At 41.5% G+C, this 19,950-nt stretch carries 15 protein-coding genes and 1 pseudogene; 7 read left to right on the forward strand and 9 right to left on the reverse strand.

Translation table 11 applies throughout. The features are described 5' to 3' along the window. Both RMY16_RS02160 and RMY16_RS02165 read left to right on the forward strand, forming a co-directional pair. The coding region (locus RMY16_RS02160) for a hypothetical protein (protein WP_322734988.1) at positions 1-219 on the forward strand (219 nt) is incomplete at its 5' end. A 57-nt stretch (positions 220-276) separates the two neighbouring features. Beyond that, a pseudogene (locus RMY16_RS02165) lies at positions 277-522 on the forward strand (hypothetical protein); the annotation flags it as partial. On the opposite strand, the gene modB reads toward RMY16_RS02165, so the two are convergent. Further along, complete coding sequence (gene modB / locus RMY16_RS02170) at positions 437-2,263, reverse strand: molybdate ABC transporter permease subunit (protein WP_322734989.1); 1,827 nt, start codon at positions 2,261-2,263, stop codon at positions 437-439. The pseudogene RMY16_RS02165 and the gene modB overlap by 86 nt on opposite strands. Positions 2,264-2,677: 414 nt before the next feature. Here modB and RMY16_RS02175 point away from each other — a divergent pair, with 414 nt between their 5' ends. Continuing rightward, positions 2,678-4,726, forward strand: a complete 2,049-nt coding sequence (locus RMY16_RS02175) for a potassium channel family protein (RefSeq protein WP_322734990.1) — start codon at positions 2,678-2,680, stop codon at positions 4,724-4,726. A 142-nt stretch (positions 4,727-4,868) separates the two neighbouring features. Here RMY16_RS02175 and RMY16_RS02180 read toward each other — a convergent pair whose 3' ends face one another. Both RMY16_RS02180 and RMY16_RS02185 read right to left on the reverse strand, forming a co-directional pair. Beyond that, a complete protein-coding gene (locus RMY16_RS02180; protein WP_322734991.1) occupies positions 4,869-5,852 on the reverse strand; it encodes an aldo/keto reductase family protein in 984 nt (327 codons plus the stop codon). Positions 5,853-6,184: 332 nt separating this feature from the next. Beyond that, complete coding sequence (locus RMY16_RS02185; protein WP_322734992.1) at positions 6,185-6,307, reverse strand: hypothetical protein; 123 nt, start codon at positions 6,305-6,307, stop codon at positions 6,185-6,187. A gap of 644 nt (positions 6,308-6,951) precedes the next feature. Here RMY16_RS02185 and RMY16_RS02190 point away from each other — a divergent pair. Beyond that, complete coding sequence (locus tag RMY16_RS02190) at positions 6,952-8,727, forward strand: diguanylate cyclase domain-containing protein (protein WP_322734993.1); 1,776 nt, start codon at positions 6,952-6,954, stop codon at positions 8,725-8,727. A gap of 168 nt (positions 8,728-8,895) precedes the next feature. On the opposite strand, the gene RMY16_RS02195 is transcribed toward RMY16_RS02190, so the two are convergent. After that, the gene (locus RMY16_RS02195) at positions 8,896-9,114 is read right to left on the reverse strand and encodes an Hfq-related RNA-binding protein (protein ID WP_322662966.1); all 219 of its coding nucleotides are present in this window, start codon (positions 9,112-9,114) and stop codon (positions 8,896-8,898) included. A 69-nt stretch (positions 9,115-9,183) separates the two neighbouring features. Between RMY16_RS02195 and dapF the strand changes: the two genes are divergently transcribed. Continuing rightward, positions 9,184-10,023: a diaminopimelate epimerase gene (gene dapF / locus RMY16_RS02200; RefSeq protein ID WP_322734994.1), complete on the forward strand. Its 840-nt coding sequence runs from the start codon at positions 9,184-9,186 to the stop codon at positions 10,021-10,023. Between the two features lie 92 nt (positions 10,024-10,115). Here dapF and RMY16_RS02205 read toward each other — a convergent pair whose 3' ends face one another. The 3 genes from RMY16_RS02205 to ada all read right to left on the reverse strand — a co-directional run bounded on the left by RMY16_RS02205 (position 10,116) and on the right by ada (position 12,950). Beyond that, entirely contained in the window at positions 10,116-11,111 is a 996-nt protein-coding gene (locus RMY16_RS02205) for a DMT family transporter (RefSeq protein ID WP_322734995.1), read from the reverse strand. Positions 11,112-11,239: 128 nt separating this feature from the next. Next, a complete protein-coding gene (locus RMY16_RS02210) occupies positions 11,240-11,878 on the reverse strand; it encodes a DNA-3-methyladenine glycosylase 2 family protein (RefSeq protein ID WP_322662972.1) in 639 nt (212 codons plus the stop codon). After that, positions 11,862-12,950, reverse strand: coding sequence for a bifunctional DNA-binding transcriptional regulator/O6-methylguanine-DNA methyltransferase Ada (ada, locus tag RMY16_RS02215; protein WP_322734996.1), 1,089 nt, complete (start codon positions 12,948-12,950; stop codon positions 11,862-11,864). Before ada ends, RMY16_RS02210 begins: the two co-directional genes overlap by 17 nt. A gap of 721 nt (positions 12,951-13,671) precedes the next feature. Between ada and RMY16_RS02220 the strand changes: the two genes are divergently transcribed. Together RMY16_RS02220 and RMY16_RS02225 are read left to right on the forward strand one after the other, a co-directional pair. Beyond that, complete coding sequence (locus tag RMY16_RS02220) at positions 13,672-16,401, forward strand: PAS domain S-box protein (protein ID WP_322734997.1); 2,730 nt, start codon at positions 13,672-13,674, stop codon at positions 16,399-16,401. An 87-nt stretch (positions 16,402-16,488) separates the two neighbouring features. After that, on the forward strand, positions 16,489-18,228 hold the full coding sequence (locus RMY16_RS02225) for an ATP-binding protein (protein WP_416211644.1): 1,740 nt from the start codon (positions 16,489-16,491) through the stop codon (positions 18,226-18,228). Positions 18,229-18,364: 136 nt separating this feature from the next. Here RMY16_RS02225 and aroH read toward each other — a convergent pair whose 3' ends face one another. Beyond that, positions 18,365-18,799, reverse strand: a complete 435-nt coding sequence (gene aroH, locus RMY16_RS02230) for a chorismate mutase (RefSeq protein ID WP_322734999.1) — start codon at positions 18,797-18,799, stop codon at positions 18,365-18,367. Between the two features lie 12 nt (positions 18,800-18,811). Next, positions 18,812-19,828 carry a hypothetical protein gene (locus RMY16_RS02235; RefSeq protein ID WP_322735000.1) on the reverse strand — a complete coding sequence of 339 codons (1,017 nt, stop codon included), beginning with the start codon at positions 19,826-19,828 and terminating at the stop codon, positions 18,812-18,814. Positions 19,829-19,950 lie beyond the last annotated feature (122 nt).

Raw genomic sequence — 19,950 nt, forward strand, 5'->3', positions numbered from 1 at the left:
GTACCCAAATATCGTGTTGAAGTACCCAAATATCGTGTTGAAGTACCCAAATATCGTGTTGAAGTACCCAAATATCATTTTGAAGTACCCAAATATCATTTTGTAGTACCCAAATATCGTGTTGAAGTACCCAAATATCATTTTGAAGTACCTGAATATCATGTTGGAGTACCCAAATATCATTTTGAAGTACCTGAATATAGCGATCGCTCCAAGTGAGGCGAAGTGCAATCGCCCTTTGAAACCGTTAGCTGTCTTATTCCTAGTCTCCAACGGAAAGATGGTTACAGGAACAAGTGTTTTGCCGATGCCAACTGGCTTGTCATAAGGTTTACAGAAGAACAAGTCTCGTCTCAGCCAGAACGCTGCGCTCAATTTATTGCTGGTGCGATCGCTGGTGTTTATGGAATTGGGATTCCAATGTGTATCTCTGCGTTTACTCCATCAAAATTAAGCGCAAGCGATCTAAACGCACATACCAAGGAAAAGGTTTGTCTTTCATCGTCGCCCATTTTTCTTTGAAGACTTCAGCTTGCAGATGGTAATCTTGAGAGTTCTTGCCAGCCGAATGTAATTTGAGAAATAATGTTATTCTATGAGGTGTTTCACTGGTTTGTACTAACCAGCAGGGAAAGGTATTTTCCTGTGATAAGTCATTGGTAAAAATGAACTGATGGGCACGAATGCCGATGTGGGATAATTCGCTTTTGACTGGTTCAATTACTTGCAGAGTACAACCCCAATCAGTCGCTTTCACCTGTTGCGATGACTGGAGAACAACGCGGGAGAAGTTTTTGCATCCAGTGAGTTGGGCGACACTAACGGTAGCAGGATGCTGGAAAATTTCATGTTTGCTACCATAATGAACAGCTCTGCCATGCTCCAATACCAACAGATTTGGACAAATCCGATAAGCTTCTTCCATATTATGAGTGACAAATAGAGTCACACCTTGGTAATCAGCAAGAGTTTCTGTCATTTGCTGCTCTAATTGACTCCGTAGATGGGTGTCAAGTGCCGAAAACGGTTCATCCAAAAGTAATGCTTCCGGTTGACTTGCCAATGCTCTTGCTAAAGCTACCCGTTGTTGTTGTCCCCCTGAGAGTTGATGAGGATAGCGATCGCCTAATCCCTGCAACTGCATCGCGATTAGTTGCTCCTCAACCTGTACCCGAATACTCCCAGCAGATAGTTTTTTGGGCAAACCGAAAGCAATATTTTGCGCCACATTCATGTGTGGAAACAGGGCATAATTCTGCACTAAAAAACCGATGCGGCGATCGCGGCTGGGTAGATTAATTCCTTGTTCAGAGTCAAACAGAACTCTGCCATTTAAAACTATGCGCCCGGTTGTGGGCGTTTCTATCCCCGCAAGGCATCGCAAAATCATGCTCTTACCTGCTCCAGAACCCCCTAACAATCCCAAGGGTTGCTCATCAGCAGTGAAAGCAACTTTTAAATCAAAGCTAGGAAGTATTTTTTCAATATTGACAAACAATCGCCCAGATTCAAAACTAGAGTTGAACGTATAAAGATTTTCTCCTGCTGCTTCACTTCGGCTACGCTCAGTGACCACCTGCTCCCCGCTCCCTGCTCCCCCCCCCTTTTCCCTCAATTCTTGCCAGAAGTTGGCTGCAATAATTCCAGATAGAGAAATCACCATAATTGCGATCGCCCAAAACCAAGCCTCATTCATTGCTCCCGCTTCCACTGCAAAATAAATCGCCATTGGGATTGTCTGCGTTTGTCCGGGAATGTTACCAGCCAACATCAACGTTGCGCCAAATTCTCCCAAAGCACGGGCAAAAGCTAACATTGTGGCGGCGACAATGCCGGGTAGTGCTAAGGGTAAACTGATGCGCCAAAAGATTGTAGTTTCAGTTGCACCAAGAGTTCTAGCTACTCGCAGCAGATTACCATCTATTTGTTCAAAGGCTCCCAGTGCAGTTTTATACATTAAAGGGAAAGAAACTACCGTGGCTGCGATCGCTGCACCATACCAAGTAAAGACAATGCTGAAGTCAAAAGCCGCCATGAATTTCCCTACAGGGCCATTTTTGCCAAAAAATAGCAGCAATAAGAATCCGACAACTGTGGGCGGTAAAATCAGCGGCGCAATAAAGATACTCTCAACCAACGATTTACCTTTGCCATGATATCCCAGCATCCAATAGGCAGCAGCGATACCCAAAAAGAAGGTGATAAATGTGGCAAGTAATGAAGTTTTGAGTGATATCCAAAGAGGCGATAAATCCAATGGCATAGTTGCGTAGAGAAGAATTAGCTCAACTAATCCCTAATTTACCAACTTTAGCTTTAATGTGTTGGAAAAAGTTGGTAAACTACATTACAATTAAGGTAATCGCAAAAACTAGCCAAACTTTCAACAAAAATCGCGTTCAGTTGGTATCAAGTATCAGAATTCGATACGGTTTGTTATCATTTGATACTTATCTTGAAATCAACTGTTAAAATTATTAGGAATTAGGCACTTCCAAATAAAAAATATCCAATTAACGCTTGTGGGGTGGGCGTCTCGCCTGCCCAGTTTATATAGCGGACAATATGCCCACCCCACAAAATTGGATAATTTATTTCTTGAAGTTCTCTTACCGAAGTGTAAAAATCCTCGCAAACACATCCTGTTAGCAGTATCGAATGCTACCGTCAACAGAAAGTGCATCCCCCTCTTAGCAGCAATCAAAAAAAACGCCAAGACCTTTTCTTAGTATGCGGACTCAAAAGTTTAGGGCAACATTGCATTGCAATCCTCAAGGAATACGATGTTAAAGTCAGTGCCATAGAGGATGTACAGCCAGAACATTGGGAAGTTCCAGAAGTACCTAACTTACTAGAAAAGTTAATCGTAGGAGACTGTCGCCAGCCAAGTGTTTTAGAGCGCGCAGGTATATGTCAGTGTCGTTCAATACTTTTAGTAACCAGAGATGAGCGGATAAATATAGAAGCTGCCTTTGCAGCACGGCGTCTTAATCCGCACGTTCGCTTGATTGTACGTTCTGACAAACAAAATTTCAACAAACTCTTATGGGAAAATCTCGGCAATTTTGTTGCCTTTGAACCTACTCATCTTTCCGCTCATGCCTTTGCTCTGACAGCCCTTGGTTCTGAAGCTATTGGATATTTCACCTTAGAAGGGCAACTGTTGCAAGTGATAAAGCACCAGGTACAACCAAAGGATAGCTGGTGTAATGGCAAGCCAGTACATAGGCTCAATCTCACAACTCGCCGCATCTTGAGTCATAAACCTATTTCATTTAACCCAACCAAAGAATTGTTTGGCTGGAACCCAGAGGCAGAAGTGCAGGTAGGAGACACGCTAGTTTATATTGATGTGGCATACGATTTAGCTTTCTCTGAACAACGTCGGCAATCTCATAACCAAAAGTGGCGGTGGCAAAAGTTTATTCAAGGCATCACAGCGAAAAATCTCAAGGATAAAATAGTGCTATTTTGGCAATCTTACTACCAAAGCCAAAATCAAATCCGGCGAATTGCGACAATCTATGCGATTACTGTACTCATCCTGTGGCTGGTTGGAATAATTCTTTATCGCTTATATTATCCTGACATCAGCATCCAAGAAGCTTTCTATGCGACAGCAATTTTGCTCTTGGGAGGATACGGAGATTTATTTGGCGGTGTTGAGTTTGCAGCGCAATCAAAACCCTCAAATGCTATCCCTTGGTGGCTGCGGTTGTTTAGCCTGGGACTAACATTGACAGGTCAAGCTTTCGTGGGAGTATTATATGCACTGTTGACTGATGCTCTCGTTACTTCAAGATTTCATTTTTTCAATTCCCGCCCTCCCATAGCACAACGCAACCATCTAATAATTATTGGCTTAAATCGCTTGGGACAGAAAGTAGCTGCTCTTTTGCAAGAACTCAACCAGCCGTTAGTAGGAATTCATCCTACCACTCTCGACCAAGAAACTTTACCCGATATGCCCCTTATCGTTGGTAATGCTAGCGAAGCACTCACGAAGGTGAATCTCTCCCAAGCCAAAAGCATCATTTTAGTTGGGGACGATAATATGGAAAATCTGGAAATTGGTTTGATGGCTCATGCAATGAACCCCGCCACTACCTTGATTATCCGCTCTCAAGACCGCCAATTTAGTGATAATGTCGCCCCTCTGTTCCCTTATGCTCAAGTTATATGTGGCGCGGCTTTGGCGGCAGAAGTCTTTGCTTGTGCTGCTTTTGGAGAAAATGTTCTCAGCTTGTTTCACTTGAATGAGCAAATAGTTATGGTGACGGAATACAAGATTGAAGCTGGCGATACGCTGAATGGGTTGCTTTTATCTGAAATAGCTTCTGGCTATAGTGTTGTACCGATTCTCTACCAGAAATATCAGCAAGATAAGTACTCTTTAATGCCCTGGTATGATGTTAAGCTTGATGCTGGCGATCGCTTGATTGTTTTAGCCACAAGCAGTAGTTTGCAGCAAATTGAATGGGGTGAAATGCTGCCTCGTCTTTGGCAAGTGCAGATTGAAAAAGCTCTGACTACAAATGCTATTATGTATGGTGCTGAAGAGATAGTTTTAATTACAGGATGTAGTTCCACTGATGCTAGGCAATGGATGAATAATTTGCCTAGAGTGTTGCCAATACCACTTTATAAACATCAAGCTCAACGTCTCGTGCGCGAGTTAACAAAAGTACAAGTTTTGGCAAATGTTATCTACATTGGGCAACCTTGAATCTTTCGTAACTATAAATCATACAGCAGATTCGATGTTTATGAGGTACAGCAACTGAATCAAATTCAAAGTTTAAAAAGCATCCCAAAAGTTGCTGTACCTCACCTAACTCAAAAGCGCTGTATATTGAATTGAAAACAACTCAAGCACCGACAGTGAGGCGATCGCTGATTTCCATTTCCAGAACTTCTTCAATGCGTTGAATTGTTGCCCAAGACAGTTGTTTACCCGATGCATTAGCGTTTTCTTGTACCTGTGCTGGTTTGCTTGCACCGATGATGACGCTACTAATTTCGGGATTGCGTAAGCACCAAGTAAGCGCCAATTGGCTCAGGCTCAAACCTTCTTCCTCGGCGATGGGCAACAGTCGCTGCACCTTGAGCAACTGCTGCTGATCTAGTTCCCCATTGTTTAAAAACATATTTTGTTTCGGGTCGCTTGCTCGTGAACCTTGGGGTAAGGATTGGCCGGGTTTATATTTACCAGTCAGCAGTCCTTGCGCTAAAGGTGAATAATTGATTATGCCAATCCCTTCTCGACGGCATAGGGGTAACACTTCTTTTTCGATCGTGCGATCGAGCATGTTGTAGCGAGGCTGATCGGATGCGATTGGTGCGAGATTTGCCAACCGGGTCAGGTCGGTCGCATGGGCAAGTTGTCCGGCACTCCATTCAGAAACCCCGTAATAAAGGATTTTCCCCTGTTTAACCAAACTATCAAATGCCATCAAAGTTTCAGCCAGGGGTACAGTCTGGTCATAACGATGTGCCTGATACAGATCAATGTAGTCCAGCCCCAATCGCTTCAGACTGGCATCACATTGCTCAAAAATATGTTTGCGTGATAGTCCGCGATCGTTAGCTCCATTGCCCATTGGGAAATAAACTTTGGTTGCTATAACACAGGATTCACGCGGGTATTGCCGCAGCACGTTACCCACAATTTTTTCAGCTTCTCCTCCAGCATAGACATTTGCCGTGTCAAAAAAATTGATTCCCAAATCATAGGCTTGCTCAATACATTGACGGGCGGTGTCTTCTGCTGTTGCGCTACCATAGGTCAGCCATGACCCTAAACAAATTTCCGAGACCCGAATGCCGTGTTTACCTAACTGCCGATATTCCATAAATCATCTCCTTTTGGTTTTGGCGAAACCTTTATTGACTCGCCCCTGCTGTCAAAACTAATGCTAAAATTCGTATTTCAAACAGGGTGCGAGCAAGCGATCGCGATCGCACCAACATTAATTCTTTAAGCCCACTTTAGAAAACGTTAATGCTTAATTTCTCTTTCATCAGGAAGAAATACCAGTTCATTAATAGGTGAACTTATAATAAAAAATATTGTGATTTCTGTTAACAGTTGGATAATGACCTAACAACATACCACCATGTTCTGGGTCATTGGCTTGGGACAACTTGACAATTTTAGTAACATCCCTGAGGCTAGCACGAGCAATCACGACATCATAGTTGATGTAGCTGCGGCTACTCTATATTGGGCAGAAACTTCAAAACCAAGCAGAGTTGCTTCATTCAATGCAATACCCAATTGCTCAATATCCTCTTGGGTTAATTTCATGGTTATATAGAATTTTTAGCGTTGCTGAATAGAGGTATGAATCAAGCGATTGTCCGGTTAAAGACTAATCATTAAGACCGCAGAGAGGACGGGTTTTTGGTCTTTCTACATAGATTCGGGAATTATAACTAATTAGCCGATCAGAGGATGTTTGAAAAGCGGTTGCAGGATAAGGCGACAAATCAAGCTTGGGACTGGCGAGCTTTTGGCTTTGACTACTCTAAATCTTGAATCTCTTTTAAAGAAAAATACTTAGGTCATCTGCTTGATATTTATCAATCGCAGAAGTTTTCGGTCTACTGAATTTGATTAACTTGTTTGATAATTGAATTTGCCTAAGAACTGAACTTTACTTTTGAAAAATTTTTTCTGTCTTTACAATACTTTTTAATTTCATATTTTCAGTTATCAGATACTTTGGCGATAATGATAATTACTGTATATACTGTGCTTTATCCAAAATCCTTTGTGATCAGAACAAGTCTTTTTAAAACTTAACGACAAAAGTCAGATGGAAAGAAGTGATCAAGAAACTTCTTTGCGCGATAATGGCTATAAAATACGAAAAATTATGTTTTTATAGGCGTTGTAACTGTCTATTTTCATCTCGAAATATTACTGAAGCTATAATCATAATGTTATACATGAATTTGCGTATTATTACGAAATTATCTGCTAATCTACTCTGTAAGCTTTTAGGACAGCCTAGTGTTAGTAATTTAGAAACTCAACTCTATGATAAACAAGTTCAAATTCAGCAGCTAGAAGAGCAAGAAAGGGCGCTTTACCGAGTTATTAGCAAAATTCGAGCTTCTCTTGAGTTAGAAACAATTTTTCGTACAACTACTAAGGAAACTTGCAAGTTACTCCGCGTCGAAAGGATTGCCGTTTATCGTTTCTATGAAAACTGGGGTGGAGAATTTGTCAGCGACTTTGAGTTTGCAGAGACTGGGTGGGATGATGTAGAGACATTAGGAAAAAATACAGTTTGGAATGACTCTTATCTACAACAACATCAAGGTGGACGGTATCGTAATAATGAAACTTTAGTTGTTTCAGATGTCTACACAGCAGGCTTATCTCAATGCCATTTAGAAATTTTAGAACAGTTTCATATTCGAGCTTATGCAACTGCATCAATTTTTGTGGGAAAAAAACTGTGGGGAGTGCTTGCTGCTTATCAGCACTCACAGCCACATGAATGGAAACAATTAGAAATTCAGTTTCTGTCTCAGATTGCAACGCAGTTAGGATTTGCAGTTAAACAAGCAGAATTTTTAGCTCAAGCAGAACAAAAAGCAGCAGAACTGTATAAAGCAAATCAGCAGCAGGATATTCTGTTTAATTTAGTTGCTGAAATTCGTGAATCTCTGAATATAGACACCTTGTTTAAGACTACTGTACGAGAAATTCGTAAGGCTCTCCGTAGCGATCGCGTCAGTATCTTTCGATTTGCTCCGGAATCAAACTATACCTCTGGTGAATTTGTTTCCGAGAATGTATTGCCTGACTACGATTCTACGATCGCCATTAAGGTAAAGGATAATTGTTTTGGTGAAAACTATGCAGTTGCTTATCACCAAGGGCGTATACAGGTATTATCAGATATTTATCAAGCTGGGCTAAAGGATTGCCACATTCAACTGTTAGAGCAATTTCAAATCAAGGCACAAATTGTTGCACCTTTAATGAAAGGAAAAACTTTATGGGGATTACTATGCGTTCATCAGTGCCATTGTTCGCGTGAGTGGAAAAAGTCAGAAATTCAATTTATCCATCAGTTAGCTGCTCAGTTTAATGTAGCTTTAGAACATTCTGAATTACTAGAGCAATTCCGCTCTCAAGCTAATCAACTTGCTCAAGCAAACCATGCTTTAGAAATAGCAAATTATCAGTTAGAAAAACTTAGTAAACTAGATGCTCTAACCCAAATCGCCAACCGTCATTGTTTCGATCAGTTTTTAGATCGGGAATGGGATCGACTAATACTAAATGAAAATTATTTATCTTTAATTATATTTGATATTGACTATTTCAAGGATTATAACGATTCCTATGGACATCTAGCTGGCGATGAATGCTTAATACAAGTTGCTCGTGCAGCACAATCTGTATTAAAGCGTCCTACCGATCTCCTAGCTCGTTACGGCGGTGAAGAATTTGTTGTAATTTTGCCAGATACAAACGAATCAGGTGCGATTAAAGTAACTAAGTTGATTCAAAAATCTATTCAAGAATTAAAGATTCCCCATAAAAAGAAGAATAATTTTCAATATTATGTAACCGTCAGTTTAGGTGTTGCAATTCAAAGACCAACAGAAAAAAGTTCATCTCAAGATTTAATTAACGCCGCCGACAAAGCTTTATATAAAGCTAAAGAACAAGGACGCAATCGGTGGGTTTGTGCTGCAAAACTCTAAGTCGAGTGATAAAAAATTAAAAATACACAACTTTAATTGTGGGCTTGTATCCCACAATAAATAAAGAATTGCTTTATTACAAGCCCACGGCTTAAGCCGTGGGCTTGAATTTTTAATTCGAGTGAAGCAAGTGATAAAGCGATAGGTTGTGATGTTTTTGCTTCACTCCTAACTCACTTTCGGCTTAATGTATGCGATCGCTTGTTTCCAAACGGTGGTTTGCTGACTGTTTTCATCCGCAATAGAGATACACTGTGGATCTTGCCATAAAACCCTTCCTGTGAGTACATCACCAGTCAGCAACTTTAACTCTACTGGCGTTGTTTGTTTAATCAGGTTCTGGACTTGGATAATACTAGGCAAAGTGGTGTCAAATTCAGTAAGCATTTTTAGTAAAGATGAACCTACAAGGCAAAATAAAGAGTAACTAATCCTTGATAATTCATCCTTGAAGAAATGGCAATCGAATTTACTAAGTATCATGGTCTAGGCAATGACTTTATTCTGATTGACAATCGCTCGTCATCAGTGCCTGTAGTGACTCCAGAGCAAGCCATCAAGTTGTGCGATCGCCATTTTGGCATCGGTGCTGATGGTGTAATTTTTGCCCTACCTGGAGAAAATGGCACGGACTACACCATGCGGATTTTTAATTCCGATGGTTCAGAACCAGAAATGTGTGGCAATGGCATTCGCTGTTTAGCTGGCTTTTTAGCAGATTTAGAAGGCGAATCCCGAAATCAAGACTCATATCGCATTCATACTTTGGGTGGTGTAATGACTCCCCAACTCTTATCTAATGGTCAAGTTAAAGTAGATATGGGTTTACCCAGGTTACTCGCTAGCGAAATTCCGACTAATCTTGCACCCGCCCAAGAAAAAGTCATTTCTGTGCCGTTGGAGGTGGCGGGGCAAACTTGGGATGTCACCTGTGTAAATATGGGAAATCCCCACTGCATTACCTTTGTGGAAGATGTCGCAGCAATTGAGCTAGAAATCATCGGCCCGAAATTTGAGCATCACCCAGCTTTCCCCCAACGCATAAATACTGAATTTATTCAAGTGGTACGCCGTGACTATTTGAAAATGCGGGTGTGGGAACGGGGTGCTGGGATTACATTAGCTTGTGGTACTGGTGCTTGTGCTTCCTTGGTAGCTGGAGTGTTAACTGGAAAATGCGATCGCACCGCAACTGTAGAATTACCAGGTGGCCCCTTGCAAATTGAATGGTCAGAAATCGACCAACGAGTTTACATGACAGGCCCGGCCCAAAAGGTATTCACTGGTAAGCTGTAACCAGCTTCTCATTGGCATTACTCAAGTATTTCGAGGTTTGTAGTAAGCACTTTAGTGCTTAAATCAGGACTAAAGTCCTTACTACAAACTTTTTAAGATTCACTTTCTGCTGGAGATTGGATATGGGTATTAACTTTAGATTGTATAGATTCTTTATTAGAAATTGCTAGATATATACCCCCTAAAATCAGAGCCAGCCCTAACAAGTTAAAAATACTCAAGTTTTCCGAGAAAAGTATCCAAGCAAGAATCGCAACAATCACGGGATTGAGTAGTAAGAGTAAAGAGATAAATCCTGATGAAAAATTTTTGAGGCTGTATACAATTAGCCCATGACCCAAGGCTTCGCAAATAGCAGCTAGCGCAAATACTACTAACCACCCCGACAAAGTAACTGGGAAAACTTGTTTTTCCAAGATTAGCACTACTGGTATCATCAATGAAGTTGCGATCGCACAGCGCCACACGAGGATGGTGATAGTTGAAAACTTATTGCTAATCTGCTCGATAAGTAAAAAGTTTGCTGCATAAAATATCGATGATATGAGAGCAACAGCATCACCTGTAAAATTATTATTAGAACGCAATAAATCTTCAAATCCAACAGCGATCGCACCGATTATAGCTAAGAACAGACCAATGATAAATTTGCGCCCAAAAATTTGATTAAAAAATAGCCATCCTCCTAAAGTAGTAAATAACGGATTGAGACTACCTAAGGCATTAGCATTCGCAGCACCAGTCTGAGTTAGCGCCCAAGTCCAAGATAATCGGCCTAATACATGAACTAGACCCACTGCGATTAAAAGCGCTATCTCTTTGATTGGATAAGGCTGCTGTGGTAACACAGGTTGATCATCTGTAATTTTAATACGTGCTTGGTTAATTCCACTCCATAAGCCAAAGATAATAGTCGCTATCCATAAACGATTAAATAATGTAGCAACAGGGCTCATTTCTCTAACAGCGACTTTAATAAATATTGCAGTTGAAGATAAAGCTAATAATGCAATTATTACTGCGATTATCGGCAGGATTTTTGAAGTTTTATCATTTTCTGGTGTTAGGGTTAATTGATTGTCTGCCATTTAGTTTATATTTATAATACGAATCGCCCTTCGGGTGACGCTCCTGCGTCGCTAACGCTGCGCTAACACCAGTCGCCTACAGCGCTGGTTCACCAAGTGCGCCAAGTACGCCAAAGGAGAAGGAGCAATTATTTGGGATTACTCAGGTAATAATGCCATAGAAGTCTTGCCGCAACTGCTCGCCACGGTCGCCAGTGCTGTGTCATTGCTTCTAGTTGCACTGGTGTTGGACGCGTTGCCAAGTTTTTGAGTTTTTGTAGGGCAATTGCGATCGCTAAATCGCCTTTGGGAAAGACATCAGGACGTTGCAGCGCCATTAACAAATAAATATCAACTGTCCAGTCTCCTATACCTTTAAGACGCTTTAACTCAGTTCTGATAGTAGTTTCGTCCATTCTTTCCAGCTTGGTTAGCTCAAGCTGACCAGTTGCAATAGCATTCGCTAACCCACGACAGTATAGAATCTTTTGCCGACTGAATCCAATCGCTCTTAATTGAGCATCATCTAATATCAGAAAATTTTCTGGCGTTAGAGTTATAACAACCCCACATAGTCGCGTAAATACAGCCCTTGCAGCCGCTACGGAAACTTGCTGTTCCAGAATTATGCACAACAACGTTGCAAAACCTGGTTCTCTTTGCCACATCGGTGGTGGCCCCAGTGTTTCTAAAATCCAAGCCAAATCGCTATCAAGATTGGCAAGCACCATTAAACCACGGGTAAGACTTTCTTCAGTCAACGATTCTAGTTCAGGTGTTTGAGTCATCTTTGAGAAATTTCGATTCTTGTGTAAGCAGTTTTTGTTTGCGCTCAATTCCCCAGTGATAACCACCAAGACTGCCATCACTCCGCAGCACCCGATGACACGGTACAATCAGCGCGATTGGATTAGCTCCACAAGCATTACCTACAGCGCGGACTGCCTGGGGTTTGGCAATATTATGGGCAAGATCAGTGTAAGTGCGGGTTTCGCCATAAGGAATTTTTTGTAATGCTTCCCACACCTGTTTTTGAAATGCTGTCCCACGAACATCAAGTGGTAAATCAAGGTGTATTTCACTTCCTGTAATGAAGTTGAGGATTGCTTGTATCCATTCCTTGTGTGTGTGGTCATCACGCATAATGTGCGCTTGGTGAAATTCCTGGTTCAAGATATGTTCAAGCTTGTCTGCTTCATCACCTAGCTTAACGCTGCAAATACCCTTCTCTGTTGTTGCCACAAGCAAATATCCTAGTGGACATGGAGCGATCGCATAAACAATACTGATTGTCTTTCCAGCTTGTTGGTAAGTTTTTGGTGTCATTCCCAGTTGTTTAGGTGCTTTCTCATACACTTGGCTACTTGAACCATATCCCGTGTCGTAAACTGCATGAGCAATTTCTTTGCCTGACTGAAGACGCTGCTTCAATCGTTGGGTACGCAGCGCATCTGCATATTGAAAAGGGGATACGCCAATTATTTGTTTGAATACCTTTTGCAGATAACTGGGACTCATTCCCACTTGAGAGGATAATTCTGAGAGGGTTGGGATGCGATCGCCTTGTGCTTCAATGTATCGACATGCTGCTAAAACTTTGGACTTAGCCGGATTTGAAACTGTTTCAAATTGTGGCTGACAGCGCTTACAAGGTCGAAAACCACCTGCAATTTCAGCCTCTTGTACCGACTGGAAGAAACAAACTTGATTGCGATTTGGCCTGCGACTAGGGCAAATAGGTCGGCAATAAATACCCGTAGAGCGAACACCATAGAAAAACTTACCTTCAAAAGCGGAGTCTCGATTGAGAACTGCTTCCCAGAGTGTTTCTTCTAAAAGTTGTGTTTGTTGTAATTGCATTCATATCTCCTTGAATTTATTGCAAAGTATCCCCACCTTAGAGCGTTCATTATTAATTTTTGGATTTAGGTAAAACTAGATTAAATGTATCGATAAACTATTTTCTATCTGATTGTTGCGATCAAAGTTGATTATCTCAGTTTTTTAATGTACCGCTAAATGGGTGTTCACTACTTGATGAAACCGGGAACCTTAAATTAGCTCAACACAACGGAGTTTTTATGACTGGTGGTATTTACCTGATTCAAGATAATTGAAATGAGGGAAGAAACCTATGAATCAGAATCTATTAGACATTTCCAAAAATTGGCGTTGCATATTTGCGGGATGATTTTGCTAGTTTTGTGGGATGGGCATCTTGCCCGTCCTTTGTATTTCAGGGCGCTCGTGTCACCCACCCTACAAGAATCATCCCTTGATTCAGCAACGCCCAAAAATTAATTATTATCCATAGAGGAGAGGTAGCAGTGCTACATCTTTAAATTATCTTTGCATTCCTTTGCGTTTAAAAAAGCTACGAATTTATGTAAAACTGTACTTAGTATTCAGAAAATGATTGAAACCTTTGCCTCAAGGTGACTCAGCACTCCTAAACTGATTCGCTCTTTGACAAATGGTTCACCCGATTGGGTGAATGCGATCGCAGCATCCAGAACTACTCTGAAAGTAGAGCCACTTTTTTGCTGTTAGTGATCTCGTTGACAGCTAAAAAACTTTCACAATGGCTATGATTACCTTGAATATTATGCCAATTGCTTATATATCAAAGGGTCTAAGAGTGGATGAAATTGTAAAATCACGGCAGAAACCAGATTTTCTACCAGAGAAGATCCCTCTGGTGGAAACAATTGCTGCCAATTTACCGGGGATGGTTTTCCAAATTCTGCAACGGCAGGATGGTTCTATATTTATCCCTTATATTAGTTCTAGTTGTAAATATTTGTATGAATTAGAACCAGAAGCTGTACAAGCAGACTTTCAGGTGTTATATAAACTGATTCATCCACAGGATATAAAAGCTTTTACAGAATCTATTGCTGTTTGTCGTACTACTTTTACACCTTGGCATTGGGAAGGTCGGATCGTTACGCCTAGTGGCAACCTGAAATGGATTCAAGGTACTTCGCAACCAGAATTACAAGAAGATGGCGATTTTCTTTGGCATGGCTTAGTTATAGATATTACAGACCGAAAACAAGCCCAAGAAAAATTGCAAGAGAGTGAGGCACGGTATAAAGCAATTTTGGATGCTATCCCCGATTTGATGTTTCGCATCAGCCGTGATGGCAAGTATCTAGATTTGAAAAGTGAAGGAGCAAATATCACTCTTTCGAGAGCAGAAATAGTTGGAAAAAATCTGCAAGAGTTATTGCCGAGTGATGTTGCAGCCATTAGCCAAGTAGCGATCGCTAAAACTTTAGATTCTGGGATTTTGCAAACTTGTGAATATCAACTAACAACGCATTTGGGAATCAGAAATTATGAGGCGAGGTTGGTAGTTAGTGGCACAGATGAGGTACTAGCAATTGTCCGAGATATCACAGATCGCAAACAAGGGGAAGTCGCCTTACAAAATCTTGCCCAAAAATTTGCTAAAGCTTTTAGTTGCAGCCCCGATTCAATTACCATTAGCACGCTGCAAGAAGGACGCTTTATCGAAGTTAATGACAGTTTTGTGAATCTTTCCGGTTATGGGCGAGATGAGGCAATTGGTAAAACTTCTTTTGAGTTAAATCTTTGGGTAAACGATCACGATCGCTTAAACTTAGTGCAAGAGTTGCAAAGCACGGGAGTTGCTCGTAACTTAGAAATTGATTTTCGGCAAAAATCTGGCGAGATAATTACAACGCTGCTTTCAGCCGAAGTCATCGATTTGAATGGTATTCCTGCCATTTTAGCAGTCCATCACGACATTACAGAACGCAAACAAGTAGAAGCACAATTACGCTTTTGTGCCCAACGCGATCGCTTGTTGGCAGAAACCCTAGTGCGAATTCGGTCTTCGCTTAACTTAGAGGAAATTCTGCAAACCACCGTGAGGGAAGTCAGGCAATTTCTACAAGCAGATCGAGTTTTCATTGGTTTAAATAATGCCAATTTAGGAGTTAGAACTCTTGCCGAATCAGTAGATCCCAAATATCCATCACTCTCAGGTTGGTCTACTAATGATGAAGCTTATCTACAAGAATTAAGAAACTTATTAAAAGATAATCTTGTGCGTGTCGTTGAAGACGTAACGCAAATATCAGCATCTCCCAAAGTAAAAGCACACTGTCAAAAATTCCAAACGAAAGCTAGCTTGGCTGTACCAATTATGCTAGGTGACGAATTATTTGGGGCGCTAATAGCCAATCAATGCTCAGGGCCGCGTCATTGGCAGCCAATAGAAATTGATTTATTACAGCAGATGTCAGAACAGCTAGCGATCGCGATTCAACAAAGCCAGATATGCCAAAAGCTAGCAGAACTCAACACTAATTTAGAACACCAAGTCCAAGAACGGACAGCACAGTTGCAGCAGAAAATGCAAGAAGTTGAAAAATTGCATCGTGTCAAAGATGTTGTTTTACATACAGTTGCCCACGATTTACGAACTTCCGTGATGGGTAACTTGATGGTGTTAAAGAATTTGTTAAATCAGGGAGTGGAGAGCAGCACTTCTTTACGAGAGGCTGCGCTCAGTGACCGGGGGGCAGGGGAGCAGGGGAGCAGGGGAGCAATTACAGCAAGTCTTTCCCCTCTGCCCCCCATCCCCTCTGCCCCTCTGCCTCTTTCCCATGCCCCATGCCCCATTCCCAATACTTCTCTACGAGAGGCTGCGCCAACGACTACGCTCAGTACAAGTGCCCAATCTTCAATTCCAATATCTCGGTCAATCATCGAGCGAATGATTCAGGGCAACGATCGCCAGCTGACGATGATTAACTCATTGCTAGAAATTAATTCTTGTGAAAAACAGGGTCTTGAGATCAAACTCGAACCTGTGCAATTTAGCACCCTACTGGGAGGCACATTCGCTCAGTTGGAACCCATACTGACACAAAATCAAGCAACTCTGAAAAACTTGGTTCCCGCAGACTTACCGTTAGTAATGGCAGATGGGACTCGATTGCAGAAAGTTGTGGCAAATTTAATCGCACATAGCTTGCAAAATAATCCACCAGGATTAAATTTTACCCTGAGTGCCACCGTTGAAGGGGGAATGATTCGCACTCAGATTCAAGATGATGGTGTGGGAATGAGTAAAGTAGAGTGCGATCGCCTCTTCGATCTCCATGTCCGCGATCCTCAAGACTGTTGCTCTACAAGCATTGGCTTAAAAATGTATCTTTGTCGAAAAGTTATTAAGGCGCATGGCGGCGAAATCGGGGTTATAAGTAATCGCAAGCGTGGATTAACTTTCTGGTTTACACTACCTTTGGCAACTTCATCCGCAACAAATCGCCCATAAATCACCAAAAAATGAGAGGGTGTTATTTATGGCAATGTTGAGTAAAGGAAACACCCTCAAGGTATGGGCAAAGTTGCTCGGATGCTAATGGCCACTCCATTGACAACAGTGCAAAGCTGGTGGAGAAAAACCTTTTCTGCACCAACAACAGATGAAATCATTACTCTTTACAGAGTTTGGCGTAACCGCTTTTTGTGGCAAAGATTACGTTTATGGTTATGGCTGGCGCTGATCTGTCTGTTGTCTTTTACTTTGCGAGACATTTACGGACTGTTTTTTCCTTTTGCAGAGTTGCAGCCGCTGCCAGAAGTGCTTATAACTCAACGCCTGGTAATTAATGTTGCAATGCTTGCAAGTATAATTATTTGCTTTGCTTTACATAAAACTAAATTAGGTCGTCATCGCCCAGATTTATTATTTTTAGGGTCTTCTTGGTCACTTAGTTTAGCGTCGCAGTTGTTTGCAAGCATCAGAGGTTTTGCACTACCCGATACCATCGGCTGGTCGCTGTTGTTCTTGAGCCAAGCTGTGTTGATGCCTGTCTGCTGGATTCTTCACTTGCTGACTCAAGTGAGTGTGCTGATTTACTATTTTGGTGTGAATACAGTACTTGGGCTAAAAACACCAATCCCCGACCACCCAGGAATATATAATGTAACGTTCATTTTATACATCTTCTGGTTTTGTACTATATGTGACATCGGTGTTTATCTGTATGATCGCCTGCAACGTTCTGAATTTTACGCTCGTCAAGAACTAGAATCTGCCTACCAAAAACTCAAGGTTGCCGAAGCTAAATATCGCAGCATTTTTGAAAACGCCGTTGAAGGAATTTTTCAAAGCAGCCCCGATGGACATTACATTACGGCAAATCCTGCTTTAGCGAGGATTTATGGCTACTCCTTAGTAGACGAAGTGACTGCAAATTTCACTGATATCGAACAATTGTATGTTGATCCGAACCGCCGAGCAGAATTTGTGCGCCTGATGGAAAAGTATGGCAGCGTTTCCGAGTTCGAGTCCCAAATTTATCGCCGGGATGGGAGTATTGTCTGGATTTCAGAAAAAGCCTACGAAGTCCGTGACGAACAGGGAAAACTGCTTTACTACGAAGGTTTGATTGAAGACATTACTCAGCGCAAGCAAACCGAACAAGAACTACGAGTATTTTTTCATGCAGTTTCCCACGACTTACGCAATCCAGTACTGGGTACTTTAATGGTGCTGAAGAATTTGCTGGCAGGTTCAGAGGAAAATATTATGATTTCCCGCACAATTTTAGAGCGGATGATTCAAAGTAGCGATCGCCAACTGAACTTAATTAATTCGTTGATGGAAACTCATATTAGTGAGGTGCAAGGTATTGTTTTACAACGTCAAGCCGTACAATTACTGGCAGTTGTCGAAGCTGCGATCGCTGATTTAGAGCCATTGCTAGAGCAAAATCAAGCAACCTTGACAAATCTGGTATCCGCAGATTTGCCATTAGTGAATGCCGATCCCACGCAACTATGGCGAGTTTTTTCTAACTTAATTGTTAATGCTCTAAAACATAATCCCCCAGAATTGCTTTTGACAATCAATGCTACCTGTCAAGATGGCATGATTTATTGTACTGTTAGTGATAACGGCGTGGGAATTAGTCAACAACAAAGCGATCGACTTTTTGACCTTTACTTTCGGGGTGCAAGTATCGGCAATTCTGTAAGTTTGGGATTAGGATTGTATCTGTGTAAGCAAATCATCCATGCTCACGGTGGCGAAATCGGTGTGAATAGTGCATTGGATGCAGGTGCAACATTTTGGTTTACATTGCCAGTTATGTAATGGTTGGGTAATTATTTGTGTTCCCTCAATCAAAGAATGGGACAAATAGACTCTTTGTAGAGACGCGATGAATCGCGTCTTTACCCAAGGATGTGTTGCAATCATTAATTGAATTGGTATTATTAAAAGCGAGTTTCTAACTTAACAACGCTAGATCCGGGCGTAGTTGAGCAGCACGACGCAAATAAACATGGCGTAATTTATTTTGGGGTAAAGGTGTATTGAGGTGAATTAACACGCGAATGCAAAGTTCCAGACTACCGACTACTTGCATTTGTTGCACATCTAACAAGGGTACTTCATTCCACCCTGGACGACGACGCGCCACCGCTGCCGGAAATATCGCATCCAAGTCAGAAGTTGCAGAAAAGGTGACACTGACAATTTCGGTAAAATCTAATGAATTGTTTGCTTCTAAAGCGTCTAATAACTCATCTACAGCCTCAGTAATTGCTTCAACTGAATTATGACTTACTGTCGTTGCCCCTCGCAGCCCCCGCATCCGCCATTGTGAAGGTGCTGCTATGTCAAATTGTTGCTCTGTATATTTTGGAAATGTAAGCTTCTTCATATTTTTACCGATTTAAATTTTTGCCTTGGCTTTTTTGGAAGTTTTTGCGATCGCTGGTAATACATTGAAACTTCCCCTGATACCTTTATGATCTGAGCGTTTGCGTCGTAATCTAGAAGCTGCACCCAAAGCACCCAAACCTAACAGACCAACTGTATAAGAACTCTCAGGGATAGAACGATATGTCAAACCAGTCAGTGACAACCTGTATTCTTGAAGAGTTGGATCGTATTTCACGTTATATGCAGTCGGATAGTATCCACTTTTTAAATATTTGGTGGGTAGTTTAAATTGGGTAGTACTATCATTTGGTTCCTTCTCAAGAAAAGCCTCAGCGAGGATGATATTTGTGAAATTTGGTTTACCATCAGAAAATCCATAGCCATAAAAAGAGGTTAATGACTGCGGATTGTTGAATACAGAAATCGCAAGGTCGCCATCATAATAACGCGTTCCATAGCGTGGAACCGCTCTGAGCGGGCTTCCAGGTCTTTCCGGTGTATCTTCTATAAGTGGTATCACCCCCACAGGAAGAGTACCTGCTACTGGTGTTTTCCTCGCCACTGCCCTTTCTTCACCAACACAATTGGGTATTGGGCTACTTGTGTCTGGATTTGGACATATTAAGTCACGTTCTTCAGGGCTAATCTGGAAAAAGTAAAGATCAAAGAGAGGCTGAGTAACTGGGCCACCTGGAGGAAAACCATTTGGTCTATAGTTAACCTCAAAATTATTAAAGGGTGTACTTGCAGCTTGAGATGGCAATGAAAGCTCAGTTGTAATATATTCATTGGTATTGTACGGATTACCAGATCCTGGAGGTAAATCCAGAGCCGCCTTCAAGAAACTTATACCGATATCTAAAGGTTTTCCACTAGTATCATCAAGTGTCACAAAGGAACGAATCGCTCCATTTCCCAATGATTGCGATTGTCCATAAAACACTGCTGCTGAAGCTATATTTGCTGTTCCCAAAGCAATAAATACTGCCCCTAAAGGAGCTAACGATAAGTTTTGTAAATTCATCATATACAGATTCCGCAAATGAATAATTAATTTCAAGTTAATCACAAAATTAAGTTTGGTGAAACAAGGAGCTTAAGCCCCTTGTTCTATGCAATCTGATAGGTAATCGGTATGAAGACTTGCAA

Source organism: Nostoc sp. DedQUE12b, assembly GCF_034530835.1.
GTDB lineage: Bacteria > Cyanobacteriota > Cyanobacteriia > Cyanobacteriales > Nostocaceae > Nostoc.